Annotated in this window: 8 protein-coding genes; 2 read left to right on the forward strand and 6 right to left on the reverse strand. The window is 48.3% G+C overall.

All coding sequences use genetic code 11. The features are described from left to right. Positions 1 to 75: 75 nt before the first annotated feature. From ASF12_RS06195 to ASF12_RS06215, 5 genes are all read right to left on the reverse strand, one after another. Positions 76 to 7,317, reverse strand: a complete 7,242-nt coding sequence (locus ASF12_RS06195; protein WP_056030973.1) for a 5'-nucleotidase C-terminal domain-containing protein — start codon at positions 7,315 to 7,317, stop codon at positions 76 to 78. 572 nt (positions 7,318 to 7,889) lie between these two features. Next, a complete protein-coding gene (gene fumC / locus ASF12_RS06200; RefSeq protein ID WP_056030976.1) occupies positions 7,890 to 9,275 on the reverse strand; it encodes a class II fumarate hydratase in 1,386 nt (461 codons plus the stop codon). A gap of 193 nt (positions 9,276 to 9,468) precedes the next feature. After that, positions 9,469 to 10,134, reverse strand: coding sequence for a bifunctional 2-keto-4-hydroxyglutarate aldolase/2-keto-3-deoxy-6-phosphogluconate aldolase (locus ASF12_RS06205; RefSeq protein ID WP_046232188.1), 666 nt, complete (start codon positions 10,132 to 10,134; stop codon positions 9,469 to 9,471). A 217-nt stretch (positions 10,135 to 10,351) separates the two neighbouring features. After that, the gene (locus ASF12_RS06210) at positions 10,352 to 11,176 is read right to left on the reverse strand and encodes a TerC family protein (protein ID WP_056030979.1); all 825 of its coding nucleotides are present in this window, start codon (positions 11,174 to 11,176) and stop codon (positions 10,352 to 10,354) included. Positions 11,177 to 11,191: 15 nt separating this feature from the next. Further along, the gene (locus ASF12_RS06215; protein ID WP_056030982.1) at positions 11,192 to 11,509 is read right to left on the reverse strand and encodes a Dabb family protein; all 318 of its coding nucleotides are present in this window, start codon (positions 11,507 to 11,509) and stop codon (positions 11,192 to 11,194) included. 242 nt (positions 11,510 to 11,751) lie between these two features. On the opposite strand from ASF12_RS06215, the gene ASF12_RS06220 reads away from it, so the two are divergent. Next, entirely contained in the window at positions 11,752 to 12,426 is a 675-nt protein-coding gene (locus ASF12_RS06220) for a stalk domain-containing protein (RefSeq protein WP_056030985.1), read from the forward strand. Positions 12,427 to 12,726: 300 nt separating this feature from the next. Beyond that, entirely contained in the window at positions 12,727 to 13,251 is a 525-nt protein-coding gene (locus ASF12_RS06225) for a DUF2062 domain-containing protein (RefSeq protein WP_056030989.1), read from the forward strand. Positions 13,252 to 13,276: 25 nt separating this feature from the next. Here the strand turns inward: ASF12_RS06225 and ASF12_RS06230 are convergent, their stop codons facing one another. Further along, entirely contained in the window at positions 13,277 to 15,352 is a 2,076-nt protein-coding gene (locus ASF12_RS06230) for an endo-1,4-beta-xylanase (protein WP_056030992.1), read from the reverse strand. Positions 15,353 to 15,461: the final 109 nt, after the last annotated feature.

Raw genomic sequence — 15,461 nt, forward strand, 5'->3', positions numbered from 1 at the left:
AAAACAAAGGCCGTCCCAAAGCAGTGTAAATACTGCCTTGGGACGGCCTCGCTTATTTCATTAACTGCCTTTTACTTATTTGCTTGCTTCAGCGTATTTCGTTGCATTCAGCAGCAAGGTGACAACCTCAGCCCTCGTTGCCTTAGCATTTGGATTGAACTTATTGTTCGCCCCTTGTACAATGCCTGCTTTGGCTGCCGCAGCTACATAAGGAACTGCCCAAGCCGGAATCTCTTTCGCATCGGCAAAATCTACCTTTGCAGCCGGATCAACCGGAAGGTCTAGTGCACGTACCATAATGGCCGTCATTTCAATTCGGGTCAATGGGTTGCTTGGTCGGAACGTATTGTCCGCATAACCGCTAATGAGTCCCGCTTCTAACAGCTGTGCTACGAAGGAGCGTGCCCATACAGGAATTGCATCCGCATCGCGGAAATTCGGCACTGTCGTTGCAGCTTCCAGCTTAAATGCACGGCTTACCATCGTTACAAACTCTGCACGAGTCGCATTCGCCTCTGGACGGAACGTACCGTCGGTGAATCCTTTTACAATTCCTTGCTCTACCGCCTGCTTAATCGACTGCTCTGCCCAATGTCCTGCTACGTCCTTAAGCACAACCGGAGTTGGCGTCGGGCTCGGATCTGGACTCGGGGATACAGAAGGTGTTGGACTCGGGCTAGGTGTGCTTGTTCCCGGATTGCTCGTGCCAGGATTTCCTGTGCCCGGGTTTCCAGAGCCTAACAGATCAGTAATTCTTCCTTGAATACCGATATCTACTGTACCAATTTTCTCCAAATAGTCGTTAAATACTTCGTAATCAACTAAATTCATTTCGTAGAAGCGTCCAGCATCCTTCGCCGCCTTCATAGAAAGGTAGAAGTCACCGCCGTTTGCCATGAATGAGTTTGTCGCTACGATGTAATACGCATTTGGATCAATTGCTACATAATTCCCTTGCTCGTTCAATACTTCTACTTTCACGATTCTTTCACCATTTTGAGTTATAACACCAGTAACGGAGTTATAAATCTCAGGTTTTTTTGTCGAATCGAAGGAGAAGCGCATGCCTGCTACTTGCGGGAATCTACCTTCTTCACTCGTTGGCGTAGATCCGCTGACGCCGTTTTCGAGCGCCGCAGTAATTTCTGCACCTGTCATTTTCAGCGCCGTCAGATTGTTGCCAAATGGCATAACCGTCAGCAAATGGCCAAGTGTAATGTCTCCAGCAGGAATGGAATCGCGGATGCCGCCTGCATTTTGAATCGTGACATAACCAGCGATGCCCGCTTTGTCGATCAATGGGCTATTTTTCACCTTGTCCAGCATGCCGTCCGCAATCAGGTTTCCAAGATTTGTTTCCTGTCTGCGCACATTTTTGCGAAGGCCATCGAGTGCAACGTTCGTCTTGCCGACAACGGTCTTCTGAAGCTCTGCGATTGGCGCTTTGAATTCCTCCAATTTCGCCGTATGCACAGGGTGAGCGTTAAATTTATAATTCGAGCCAATCTTCTCGTCTACGTTAACCAGCTCGCCATTCCATACTACAAGCTCGCCTTGAGCATCAAAAATCGCATCGAGCTTGCCTAGATATACGCCATATTCTCCCGTTTGCACAATCAGGGTAGAAGCCGCGTCAGCCGTCTTCTGATAAACAGTCGGCTCGTTCAGCTGCGTATGCGAGTGGCCACCGACGATAATATCAATGCCCTCAACTGCTGCTGCCAGCTTGAGATCCTCGCCGTAGCCCAAGTGAGACAGCACGATGATTTTGTTGACGCCTTTCTGCTCAAGAGCTGCAACTGTTGCCCGTGCGCTATCTACATAATCCTCAAATCTTACCTGTCCTGGAGAAGCGAGCAGTGCAGTATCTGGTGTTGTCAATCCAACGATACCAACTTCTTCGCCGACAAATTGCTTAATAATCGCCTTGTGAATCTCCGCCTTATTATCATCGGAAGACGAGGAGTACACAATATCATCATTGAACAAAGCATTAAGCTCTGCTTCGCCGCTGAAATCAACATTCGAGCTGACAAACGGGAAGTTGGCCCCTCTGATGAATGCCGCCAGCGTCGCTGCATCCTTATCAAACTCATGGTTGCCGAACGTCATGGCATCGTATTTCATTTCGTTCATGAACCATAGATCAGCAAGTCCTTTGAATTGATTGAAATACAACGTACCCGAGAATACATCGCCCGCATCCAGCAGCAATGCATTTTCCTTCTCACTCTTCAAGCCCATCGCCGCGTTTATTCGGCGCGGTGCATTATCCAGATGAGCATGGGTGTCGTTTGTATGAAGGACACGCAGATCGAATGCGTTCTGCACATTCGTAATACGCCCCTCTACTCCAATGTTTACCGTACCCACCTTGCTCAAATATTCATTAAATACTTCATAGTCTACAAAATTCAGTTCATAGAAGCGTCCAGCATCCTTCGCTACCTTCATGGACAGATAGAAGTCACCGCCGTTTGCCATAAAGGAGTTCGTCGCTACGATATAATAAGCCTCTTTATCAATGTCAACATATTTGCCCTTGTCGTTCAGTACCTGAACCTTTAGGATCCGTTGACCTTGCGACGTAATTTCGCCGAGCACGGAGTTGTAAATCTCCGGTTGCTTCGTCATATCATAGTAGAATCGCATGCCTGCCACTTGCGGGAATCTGCCTTCCTCACTAGTTGGCGTGGAGCCGCTGACGCCATTTTCGAGCGCAGCAATGATTTCACGCCCCGTCATTTTCAGTGCTGTCAGATTGTTGCCGAAAGGCATAACCGTCAGCAAATGACCAAGTGTAATATCGCCCGCAGGAATCGAATCGCGGATGCCGCCTGCATTTTGAATCGTCACATAACCGGCAATGCCTGCTTTGTCGATTAATGGGCTATTTTTCACCTTGTCCAGCATGCCGTCTGCAATCAGGTTACCAAGATTCGTTTCCTGTCTGCGCACGTTTTTGCGAAGGCCATCTAGCGCCACATCCGTTTTGCCTACCACCGTTTTCTTAAGCTCAGTCAAAGGAGCATTGAACTCCGCTACTTTAGCTGCAGCAGCTGGATCAGCCGCAAATACATATTGCGAGTTAACCTGTTGATCGACATTTACCAGCTTGCCGTCCCATGAGGTCAGCTTGCCCGCAGCATCGAATTTCACGTCCAATTGACCGAGATTCACGCCATATTCGCCCGTTTGAACGATAAGCGTTGCTGCTGCACTTAGATCTTTACGGTATACAAAAGGTTCATTTAATTGCGTATGCGAGTGGCCGCCGACAATAATGTCAATGCCATCTACTTCAGCCGCAAGCTTCTGATCTTCCGTATAGCCGATATGGGACAGCGCAATAATTTTGTTGATGCCAAGCGATTCTAGCTGCGCAACCGTCGCTTCTGCGCTTGCTTTCACATCGCTGAATACAACGTTGCCTGGAGATGCAAGCAATGCTGTATCTGGCGTTGTCAGGCCGAAAATACCAACCTTCTCGCCATCCACCACTTTGATGAGCGCTGGGTAAATTTTAGCATCATTCGCTGCATCACTCACTTGAGGAATGCTGTTTACGAATTTGCTGCCAAGCTGCGTTTCGCCGCTAAAGTCCACATTTGCCGCAACGAACGGGAATTCTGCGCCATTAATGAACGCTGCGAGCGTCGCTGCATCCTTGTCAAACTCATGATTGCCGAAGGTCATCGCATCATATTTCAGGTAGTTCATGAACCACAGATCAGCAAGTCCATGGAATTGGTTGAAATAGAGCGTACCCGAGAATACATCGCCTGCATCAAGCAGCAGTGTATTATCGTCGCGCAAGCTATTGATTGCCGTTACTCGGCGCGCCATATTGTCCAAATGCGCATGCGTATCATTGGTGTGCAATACACGCAGGGAGAAATCATCGTTGCCAACAACCGGCTTGCTGCCAAGATCAAGCTGGGCAAGCAGCGGATCATGGTCACTCACGCGTCCCATTGAATCTGTATAGTCTGCATTGACATGGACAACTTCTATATTGGAATAGTCTTTCAGAGCATCATTAACCAGAATGTGGTCAAGCGTCTGGGAGTTGCCATCGTAAATATAAGAATAACGATCCTTCTCCGGCATTGTCTCAACCAGATTAGTCAGAGCGTCCTTCTTCAAAATATCAAGCGTCTTCGAAAACTGGAAGTCATTCAAATCGCCTAATACCGCAACGTTCACATTAGGATCGCTAGCCACAAGCTGCGATACGAAGGAATTTACGATTCCAGCTTGCAGAGCACGCTGTGTTTCACTGCTGCGGATAACCGGCTGGATCGTTCCCCAAGGAAGGCCGTCCCCGCCTTTGGAATTAAAGTGATTTGCAATGACTACAACGCGTTTGCCTTGGAAATTAAATTCAGCGGCAAGCGGTTTGCGCGAAGCATTAAAGGCTGCATCCGTTGGGCTGATTCGGCCCGGATTCACAGACAGGCTGCCATCGCCTTTCACCTGTACAGCAGTTGTCGAGTCGCCTTTCGTTCCAGTCGCAAGGCTTACGCGCGCTGTATTGTACAAATACCCTACGCGGATATTTCCGCCCGGAGCTCCGCCATCCAGCCCATCTACCGGAGCAATGTCCGTATAAGCATAAGTCGGGCCGCCTTTGGCAACAACAGCGTCGATTAACGCTTGGAAGCTTTGGCTCGCATCCGTAACGCCATTGTTTGTTTCGCCATTATTATCCTGAACCTCCATAAGCCCAATAATGTCAGGCGTTTTGAGGTTGTTTACGATAATGCCGCCGATTTTTGCAGCTTTAGCCGTTTGGCTGCTGCTGAAATTTTCTACGTTGAAGGTAGCAATTGTCAGCTTTTCAGCCGCAGCTACCGTGGACGCAACACCCTGCGCACGGGAGGAATACGTAATAGCTGGCAATGAGCCATCCGGAATGAGCTTGAATAAATTGCTCGTATAATTCAATACACCTGTAATCGGGCCATTAAATTGGTCGCCTGTTTTAATATCCTGGCCGGCCGGCTTAGCCGCGATATACATTTTTTGCGGATTCAGACTGCTGTCGAATGGCTGCGTGCCATCACCTGTAAGCACAATGCCGCCTGCATCGGTTTTAATCGGATTGTTAGCGCCATTGTCGAAAGTAACTGGCGTAACCGAGTTGGCATAAGGGCCAGTAATGCGGGCATCATTCAACTGGATGCGCATGCCTTCCAGGCTTTCGAAGAAATCAATCGCATCGCCATCGGGATTAAATGCTCCAAAGCTGTCGGTATCAATGGCGTTCGGTACGATACGTCCATTTGCACCAATAACAATTGGCGCAGGCAATGGCTGCGAAGGAAGTCCCTTCGTAACATTTGTAGCGGTAATTTGCGTAACTGTCAGTGCCGGGCTCGTGCCATATTCGACAACTGTGCCATCTACCGTTACCGCATCTCCTAGGGCAACGCCGTGAGCCGCTTTATACACTTGGATCGCTTCTGAAGTAGCAGGATCGCTATCGATGCTGCTATCTGGCTCCTGCATGTAGAAGCTGCTTGCGCTTACTGATGTAACGATACCGGAAACATTGGTTACCGCTACATTTTCATAAATAGAACGATGGGTTTTGCCTTGAATCGTATGAATTTTGATGCCGTTTGTGTTTTGCAGCACCGTATACTCGAATGTATATACAGAGCTCGTGTCGGCACCCGCCACTACGATTGCTTTAATCGTTGTATCTGCATTAATGACAATTGGCGCACTGTAGACTGCGCTTGCCGCTGTCGGCGTAGTGCCATCCGTTGTAAAATGAATGACGCCGCCATCCATCAGCGTGCTGAGCGCAACCGTTCCACCCGTGGCAATACCGCCAGAAGGTACGCTGGCATTTACAGACAGCTTGCGCTCTACGATATCGGAAGAGTTTCTTGGAACAAGCTCCATACCGACACCCGTGTAATACGTCATTACGCCAGTTACTTGCTCAAACGTTTTGTTCAGAGCAAACGCCGCATCCGAGGAATAAATTGCAATTTCCTGGCTGCTGGCAGCATCCGTCGCATAAAACACGCCGCTTGCCGCACGTTTGATTGTAATATCATTGATTTGCACCAGACGGCCTTCGGACAAATTGCGAACCGCATCACCCGTGCCAAAAGCCGTTGAAGTAATGACCGTTGGCCCAGGAACCGCACCCTGACCGTTAACTGTCACATAACCGCCTGTTACCAGATCCGTGTCCAGCTGCAGCATGCCATTGTACAGCGAGGTTTGACCGTAAACTTCAATGTCATCGCCTGGCTGCGCACCTGAATCCGCGCCTCTAACAACGACAGCAGAAGTGGCATCCTGAACAAACAGATTTACTTTGCCGCCAGATTCTGTGCGATGGGAAACTGTCCCATGCGTCACAAGCTTAGAGCCTACTGCCGCGCTTCGCACATCCGAAATCGCAACCGGTGTAAGGTTCGCAAGCGTATAGGCAAATTCAGTCAGGCCGCTAATTGTGCCTTCTGCATTTTTCACATACGCATGAATGGTCATTGGAGCTGTAACTTCGATAGGCGAAGCATAAGCTGCAAAATTTTCCGGAGCAACCGGCGCATCCGGGCTGTAGACGCTGTAATACACGCTGTATCCAACCGTTGCTGTAGACAAGGTTACATATGTTCCTGCTGGAACCTCGCCCGCCGCTGGACTAGCCGTTACGCTTGCAACCACGCCGTAAGAAGAATTTCTAGGGCTTGGAGCAGCTACTGTAAAGTCGGCGTTATTGTTATCCGTATCCAGCGCGCGGTCACCCGGATTTAGCGCTTTGCGGATAGCTGCTAATGCAGCACCCAAATCGCCAGTTGGAGCACCTTCTCCACCAGTCGCTGTTGAACCGTAAGCAACTAGATCAATCACTGCGCTGCTTGCATTAAGCAGCCTAACTTTACCAGCGGTACCACCCATATTAAGCGTACCAATTGCATCTGGCGATTCCAGATCAGCAGCCGTCGTGCTTGCTCCCGCCGCCTCTTGAATAAGGAAGTAGCCTTTAGCGGCAATTGTTCCGCTTAAATTGTGTATATTCGTTGTAAAAGCTCCTGCAGCCGAAGCATATTGCACACTCCAGCCTGCGAGGGAAATCGGTGAATCGGTTGGATTGTATAATTCTATAAAGTCCTGTTTGAGTGGCGCGCCTCCATTGCCGCCGCCCCCATACACTTGTGAAATGACAATGTTGTCATTGCTTACAGCCGCTTGCACAGGTGCACCAAAACCACCCAATATCGTTCCTACAAGCAAAATAGCAGCCAAAAACAGGCTTACTGGCCGCTTGAACGCCTGAAACTTTCGCCTCATAGACAATCTCTCCTTTTTTCCTAGGTTAATTCCATAGATAGTTCTTTTTCTCACATATATGTGACATTGAGATCATTTTGTCGATAATTGTTGTCATTTCGTGCAATAAATCAGATGAAAATAAGAAAAATCCACAACTATTTTGCTATTTGTGCATTTTTCATTCATCAACCCCTTATCAAAATTTCATATTATTATGAATCAATGAAAAAAAGAAACCTTTTTCTCTCTATTTAATATTTAATATAAAGTAGAGTAGGCCTATTGTAAACATTTTGACAAAAAAATATTGTTAAGCTATCTTTAATTGTTATCTAAATTTACATTGTCTTAACATTCGGTCATGAAAATGAATATAATATCTTAACATTTCGCTTGTCGCCCCTCCGAATGATCAAATGTTCAATATGTCGAGAATCAATTGTTCAGTCTGTTTTCATCCCATTTTCCACAGAAAAAAGCCCCTGGCATCCTATATTTCTTAGGACACTAGAGGCTAAATTTTATACCTATTTAAAATTTTATCGTACCGCTAGCAAGAACAATGCAGCACTTGCTGCTGTGTCACTGGCTTAGCGTTTGCCAATCATCGCTTCCGGCTTCACAAATTCGTCGAACTGCTCGGACGTCAAGAGGCCGCTCGCAATTGCCGATTCTTTCAGCGTCAGCCCTTTTTTATGCGCGTTTTTCGCAATGGCTGCTGCATTTTCATAGCCGATATGCGGATTAAGCGCTGTTACGAGCATGAGCGATTGATCGAGATTGCGCTTGATCACGGCTTCGTTCGGCTCAATGCCAACCGCACAGTTGTCATTGAAGGAAATCATGCCGTCCGCCATCAAAGCAACGGATTGCAGGAAGTTGTAAATGATAACCGGCTTAAATACGTTCAGCTCAAAATTGCCCTGGCTCGCCGCAAAAGCAATCGTTGCATCGTTGCCGATAACTTGGCAGACCGCCATCGTAATCGCTTCGCTTTGCGTCGGGTTAACTTTACCTGGCATAATCGAGCTGCCCGGCTCATTTTCAGGAATCGAGATTTCGCCAATTCCGCAGCGCGGACCGCTTGCCAGCCATCTAACGTCATTGGCGATTTTCATCAAATCAGCCGCCAGCGCTTTAACAGCACCGTGTGTATAGACGATTTGGTCGTGGCTCGTTAGCGAGTGGAATTTATTTTCTGCTGTAATAAACGTTTTGCCCGTAAGCGTCGTTACTTCCTCCGCTACCTGCACCGCGAAATCCGGATGCGCGTTAAGGCCTGTGCCGACCGCTGTGCCGCCTAGCGCCAGTTCGCGCATTTCGTCTACGCTTTGCACGATCATTTTGCGAGTTTTAACCAGCATGGCGTACCAGCCGCTAATTTCTTGGCCAAGTGTAATCGGAGTCGCGTCCTGCAAATGCGTACGGCCTATTTTCACAATATCGTTGAAACGCTCAGCCTTGTCCTGCAGCGTTCTTGCCAGCACATCAATAGCCGGAATCAGGCGCTGCTCCACCGCTACTACGCCAGCAATATGCAGCGCCGCAGGGAACGTATCATTAGAGCTTTGGGAGCGGTTAACATCATCATTTGGATGAATGCGAACGGCGCTGCCGCGCTCCTCAAGCAGTTGATTGGCGCGATGAGCTACAACTTCATTGACGTTCATATTCGTTTGCGTACCGCTGCCCGTCTGCCAAACGACGAGTGGGAAATGCTCATCCCAGCGGCCAGTCAAAATTTCATCTACCGCTTCACCGATAACCGCAGATTTCTCTGCATCCAGCACGCCCAGCTTCTCATTGGCGATAGCTGCAGCTTTCTTAATAATAGCCATAGCATGAACGACCTCAATCGGCATCTGCTCTCCGCTGATTTTGAAGTTTTGCAAGCTGCGCTGCGTTTGAGCGCCCCACAGCTTGTCCGCAGGAACCTGAATTTCACCCATTGTGTCCTTTTCAATCCGATATTCCATCTTTTAAGTAGCCTCCTTAAAAATCTTGAACAACCTACTCCTACTTTATCAAACGCAAACGGCTTTCGCCATCCAAATGCGTCAAAAGCCCTTTAATTGCTTGCGAATAGGCTGCCCACTCGCCTTGCAATAGCCGCTTTCTGCCGCTTTTCGCTAATGCGCTTACATAAAAAGCAGCGGCCGAACGTTAATTTTAGCGCTTCGCGCTGCGGTAAGCTTCCATATAAGCGCGTGCTTTTGCCTCAATTAAGGTGTAATCGCCTGTTTTCACAGCTTCCTTCGTCAAATCGGAGCCGATGCCAACAGCAACCGCGCCCGCTTTCACCCATTCGCCGAGATTATCCAGCGATACGCCGCCAGTCGGCATGACATTCGCTTGCGGCAAAGGCCCTTTAATCGAAGGAATAACGCTTGGCGAATACAGATTGCCAGGGAACAGCTTCACAACATCAACACCCAGCTCCAGCGCATGTTGAATTTCATTAACGGTCATCGTGCCCGGCATAACTGGAATGGCATAACGATGGCACAGCTTTATAGTATCAGGGTTAAGTGCCGGAGAAACGACAAATTCCGCGCCGCTCAAAATCGCCGCGCGTGCCGATTCTGGATCAAGTACCGTTCCCACTCCGATAATAGCAAATTGATCCGATTGCGGGTCCGCATCTACCGAATATTCCTTGCTGAGCTGCTCGATCGCACGCAGCGCAAACGGTACGGTCAGCGTAATTTCAATCGCTTTAATCCCACCTTTTATCGCATGGCGGGACATTTCTACAACTTCCTCCGGCGAATCAGCGCGAAGTACAGCGACGACGCCAGCATCTACAATTTGTTGAAGCACCTTGATTTTCTTCACAAGTACAGCCTCCCCTAATGTTCATATTTGTACGAAAAAGTACGATGTTTGCCGTTTTAATTATATGCCTTTCTCGTCCACTCGGCAATGCATGACAGGCAATTGTCAAATTATGCGGAATAAAAGAGCCACCTCACAGCATAAAGCTGTGTAGATGGCTCCCCTTGTTCATTCATTTATTCATTCATTCATTTATTAAACGGTTTATGTCATTTGATTAACCCGTATGTTTATCCAAGCTTGCGGCTTTTCCCGATCCATCTCCATGCTCGCCTTCCACTTTGCTGCGGCCCGACAAGAACCAGCCAACAACAGCAATCAGGACGAGTACGATGTAGAAGGTCGCTTTCCATACAGAGCCTTCTACAAAATCATGCGACAGCCAGTGGATGGATGGATGCGCCATCGTATGCACGGCCAGCTTAACGCCGACCCAGCCGACGATAACGAATGCTGTCAGCTCCAGCGCGGGACGGGAATGCAGCAGCTTCACGAAATAGTTCGCCGCGAAACGCATAATGACAAGCCCGATAAAACCGCCGAGGAAAATAACGATAAACTGTCCGCCGTCCATGCCGCCGATTTGCATCAGACCGCTTGGAGGCAAGGCCACTGCCAGCGCTACCGCTGCCAGAATAGAATCGATCGCAAAGGCGATATCAGCGATTTCGACCTTCAGAACCGTCCACCAGAAGCCAGCTTTGGAGTTTTTCTTCTCCTTCTGCTCCTCTGTCTCCTCTTCCTCTTCGGCCTCTTTGGACCTTCGTAAAAACTTAATGATATTGCTTATTGAAATAAATAAGAGATACAGCGCTCCGAGTGCCTGAATTTGCCATACATTCACAAGCAGCGAGATAACGAACAAGGAGGCTAGACGGAAAATAAATGCGCCGAACAATCCGTAAAACAGCGCCTTCTTCCGGCTTTTCTCATCAAGATGTTTAACCATTACAGCTAGCACGAGCGCATTATCTGCTGCCAGCAAACCCTCCAGAACAACCAAGACCACTAATACCCAGCCATATTCCAACAGCAATTCCAACGTTGTCTCCTCCTTCTAAACGACCGTGACATGTTTCTGATAATCAATTTCCAGAAACTTCTCTACTTCCGTAACCCAGCGCTCCTCAACAAACTTTACATGCATTGGATGCGCATTATAAGCTTCATAATCCTCATTGCTTTCGAATACCATGGAAAAGCCAAAACGATAATCGTTTTTAGGGCTTACCTGCAAATACACCTCAAAATCGCGAACGACCGGAATCGAACTCAAAATGGTACGTCCATCCTCCAGAAAGCGCTGCTCCTCATCGGAGCCCTCCGCGTGCTTCAAGCTAAAAACAACCGAATGCTGAATCCAAACACCTGACATTTTTTCTCCTCCTTATCATGTTCTGTTTCTATACCTATTAACCACATTTCTCCTTCCTTGTACGTGGCATGTACGGCTCGCGTTTCAAAAACAAATCCATTTCTAGAGACTTATTTTTAGAGGAAAATAGTCCCAGCAGGCTTGCCCCTCTGTTGCACCGCACCTATAATAGGGTAAGCATTCCCAGGCATTAGATATGCGTACGACCATTTTTTCAAACCAGAACAGGAGAGTGGCCTATTTTGAAAAAGCTCACGATAGCTGTAGTTCTTGGCACGACGATTGTTGCAAGCATGGCAACAGGTGCTTACGGCGCAACGAAGCTGCAAGAAATTAAAGCTTATTTGAATAAAGACATTGCCTTTAAGGTGGATGGCAAGCCTGTGCAGCTGCGGGATGGCAATAATAATACCGTTGTTCCGATTAGCTATAAAGGCACAACCTATCTTCCAGTAAGATCAATTTCCGATGCGCTTGGCGTTGCGGTTGACTATGATGGCAAGACGCAATTGATTCAGCTTGGTGAAAAAGTAGAAGGCGTTTCCATCTCAAGCTCCTTGACCACCAATACGTACCGCACGAAAGATTCTGCGCAAACAACCTATAACGGCAAAGATTATAAAGAAGCCCTATTTGATAATGCAGAAAGCTCCCGTTCAAGCTCGTTTATTTTGGAGCCTAAGAAAAAGTACCAAAAGCTGTATCTTCAAATCGCAGCCGTTGGGCAAGACTTGGGCAAGTTAACGGTGAAGGACACGGGTACGGATACGATTTTGAAAACGACAGAAATTAACGTGGCCGACGGCCTTGTCACGGTTGAAGTGGATATCGGCGGCGCAAACCAGCTGTACGTTTATGCCGATGCCAAAGAGGACGGAGCTGTATTCGTTCCGCTCACAACCTCCTATTACAAATAAAGGGTCATAAGAAAAACGCCTGTGGCGTCCTTTCTATTAGACGCCATCGTTTTGGCGAAACGGCTGTCGCCGTCCTTTGGCGGCAAAGCTGCCGTTTCGAGGGTGAAACTTATAAATCCTTATATTTTAAACAAGCCTCTAAATACGCTATTGCAGCGTATTTAGAGGCTTGTTTGTCGGTATGCTGCTTTTTTGTCTCTTTTTGGCGAAAACGCAGCCTTCCGAAGCAGCATCTGTCTTTGTTCCACCACACGAATATGTTATGATACTTTCATCATAAACAGCTGGGAGCCGTTCATCGTGAGAACAAAAATGCTGCGAAAATTCAAATATTATTGCTTGCGCCTGCTCCGTATAAAAAAAAGCGACCATGTCGTTGCGCTTGGCAGCGTACTCGGTTTTCTGCACTGCTGGTTTCCGACTTTTATCGTCGGACTGCCGATCTCCCTGCTGCTGACTCGGCTGCTTCGCGGCAATTTGGCCGCCTGCGTTATTTTTTCGACGATCGGCTCTTTTACTTGGCCGGGACTTTTTTATTTGAATTATAAAGTCGGATTTTGGCTGAATCGCCTCGTCGGCGCTCCAGCCGCCAACCATCCCGCCCATATGGCGCTTGCGCCGCCGGTTACGCATAAGGTCGGACATTTTGCTTCCTTCGGCCATTTGGGCATGAATTTTCTGATTGGCTCCATCGTCAATAGTATTGTTTTTTCCTTAATCGGCTATTTTGTCATCCGCTTTATCCTCAATCGCTATAGACCCACTCTAATTACCAAGCTCAAAAGCCAAGGCAAAGGCGTTCGCCGCAGTCTAACTGTCGGTTAAGAACACCTCCGGCGGTGATTCAGCCTTATTTCGGCATATCGGCCAGCCAGACCGCTCCCAGCTTGCCCACTGAATCGCTCGGCCAAGCACTGTCGTTCCAATAGATGGGCTTGCTTGCGCCGGACGATCCATCTATGATTTTCACCTCAAAACCAATTTCCCGCCCATTTGAGCCCTTGACTGCTTGCCAAGGAATGACCGTTTCCACCATATAGCCAGTGGCAAGCGCTCTAGTTACATAAGAATAGCTGCCCTTCTGATGATTCAGACGAGGGAAAATCAGCCGTCTTGCTTCTTGTGCATTATCGCTGCCCTCCTGCCCATTTTCCTGAACATACAGTTCTACCTGATCAGCGTCATCGCGGGTTTTGTCCGCTACAATGACCTGTACATAAAGATTTGTCCCATCCCATAGCGTCTTAAAGCTCGTCTTCTCGTTGCCCAATTGCGTAAGCTGAGAGGAGACCGCTTGATCCCAAATGGGATCGGCTGTCTGCTGCACTCTTGGCGAAGCCCTTAGAGCAGCCGTCCGGCTTTGTGGATCTGACGGCAGCTGGGACGAATCTGCCACTCCCCAATAAGCTGGCTTAGCTTGCAGCTCCGTATCAAATAAAAGCGCTTGATTGTTGTACGTCTTCTCATCCTGCACACCCCAGAAGGTCACAGATGAGATCGATTTGCTGTATTTTTTATAAAGCTCCAGCAGTTCCTTGTAACGGTAGGCCTGCTGTACCGCAATCGCCTCCGGTATTGCCGTGCCGAAGCTGATCCGGGTATCAATATCCAGCTCCGTAATTTGAATGTCCAAGCCGAGCCCAGCATACAGCTTGATCGTTTTCTCGATCTCCAGCGCCGATGGCGACTCCAGCTTATAATGGGATTGCAGCCCTACGCCGTCAATCAGTCCTTTGCTCTTCAGGCGCTTAAGCAGCTGATAAATCTCCTGACGCTTCTGCGGCGTTTCCGTACCATAATCATTGTAATAAAGCTTGGCGGACGGATCGGCGGCGCGAGCAAACTCAAACGCTTTTTCAATGTAATCCGGTCCTATCGTTTTATACCATGACGTTTGGCGAAGCCCGTTTTTATCGCCGTCGGTGTCCGCAATCGCCTCATTCACGACATCCCATGCATACACCTTGCCCTTGTAGCGCTTCATGACCTTCTCGATATATTGCTTCATACGCGATAGCGCCAGCGTTCGGCTAGCTGGCTTGCCATTATTGTCCCAATACATCCATTCCGCCGCATCCGTATGCCAAATCAGCGCATGGCCGCGCACCACCATATCATTCGCCTGTGCAAAACGGACGTAACGATCGGCTGCCGCGAAGGCATATTGCCCCTGCTTCGGTGCCAGAAATTTCGGCTTCATCTCGTAGGTTGCGGTTAAGCTGTTGAAATGCTTTTTGAGCAAATCGCCATAAATGCCTTCCATTTGCCACGGATATACCGCCGCTCCAATCGTAAAATCGTCTTTATAAACCTCCTTTATTGCCGGAATATCGTCCTCTATCGCCATGTCAGAAATAACCGCAATCGATACATCATCCACATAAAAAGCTGTCGTATCAACTGTATCATCCGTTATGTAGGGCGTTTCCAGGTACAGCTTCAGCTCGGATGGGGTGTCTCCATGAAGAAACGTTCCCTTGAGCTCATGCCACTCTTGCCATTCCTCCTTCTTGATTGTCATTTGCTTCAGCGGGCTCCAGCTTGCCGCCCCTGAATTTTTATAAACGGTCAACTGCATCGTTATATCTTTGGCAGGCTTTTCCTTCAGCCTAATGTACGCCGAAATTTCATATTCTTTATTAGGGAGCAGCTGCTTCCTAAGATCGAGCATGGGGCCATTGTAGGTTCGCTTTCGCCCCTCTACCAGCATGCTCCCGCTGCCGGTGTTCGCCTCTTGCTTGCTGAGGCTAAGCTTCTCATGTCCGATTCTGGCTTTCCAGCCTTGCAGGCTGCCATCTTCAAAATCGCTGCCGAGCACAATCTGTGGAACCTTGTCCGCGATAACAGCATTGGAGAAGGGAATGGCCGCGCCTATGAAAAGCGACATCACCATCCATGAAGCCAATATTCGTTTTTTGAACTGCATTTTTTTCCTCCTTCTAGTCGTTAGAGACTGCGACGAAAAAAGTACCGCTAATTTCCTCGCAGCTCCTTAGCATCGGGTTATTCCCCTTGGAGCTTGGGGTAAGTTACTA

The organism is Paenibacillus sp. Leaf72 (assembly GCF_001422685.1).
Lineage (GTDB): Bacteria > Bacillota > Bacilli > Paenibacillales > Paenibacillaceae > Pristimantibacillus.

Excerpts from the sequence above, each read along its gene's own strand:
- ASF12_RS06215 (WP_056030982.1), bottom strand. The coding sequence starts at position 11,509 with ATGTCAGGTGTTTGGATTCAGCATTCGGTTGTTTTTAGCTTGAAGCAC.
- fumC (WP_056030976.1), bottom strand. The coding sequence starts at position 9,275 with ATGGAATATCGGATTGAAAAGGACACAATGGGTGAAATTCAGGTTCCT.
- ASF12_RS06195 (WP_056030973.1), bottom strand. The coding sequence starts at position 7,317 with ATGAGGCGAAAGTTTCAGGCGTTCAAGCGGCCAGTAAGCCTGTTTTTG.
- ASF12_RS06230 (WP_056030992.1), bottom strand. The coding sequence starts at position 15,352 with ATGCAGTTCAAAAAACGAATATTGGCTTCATGGATGGTGATGTCGCTT.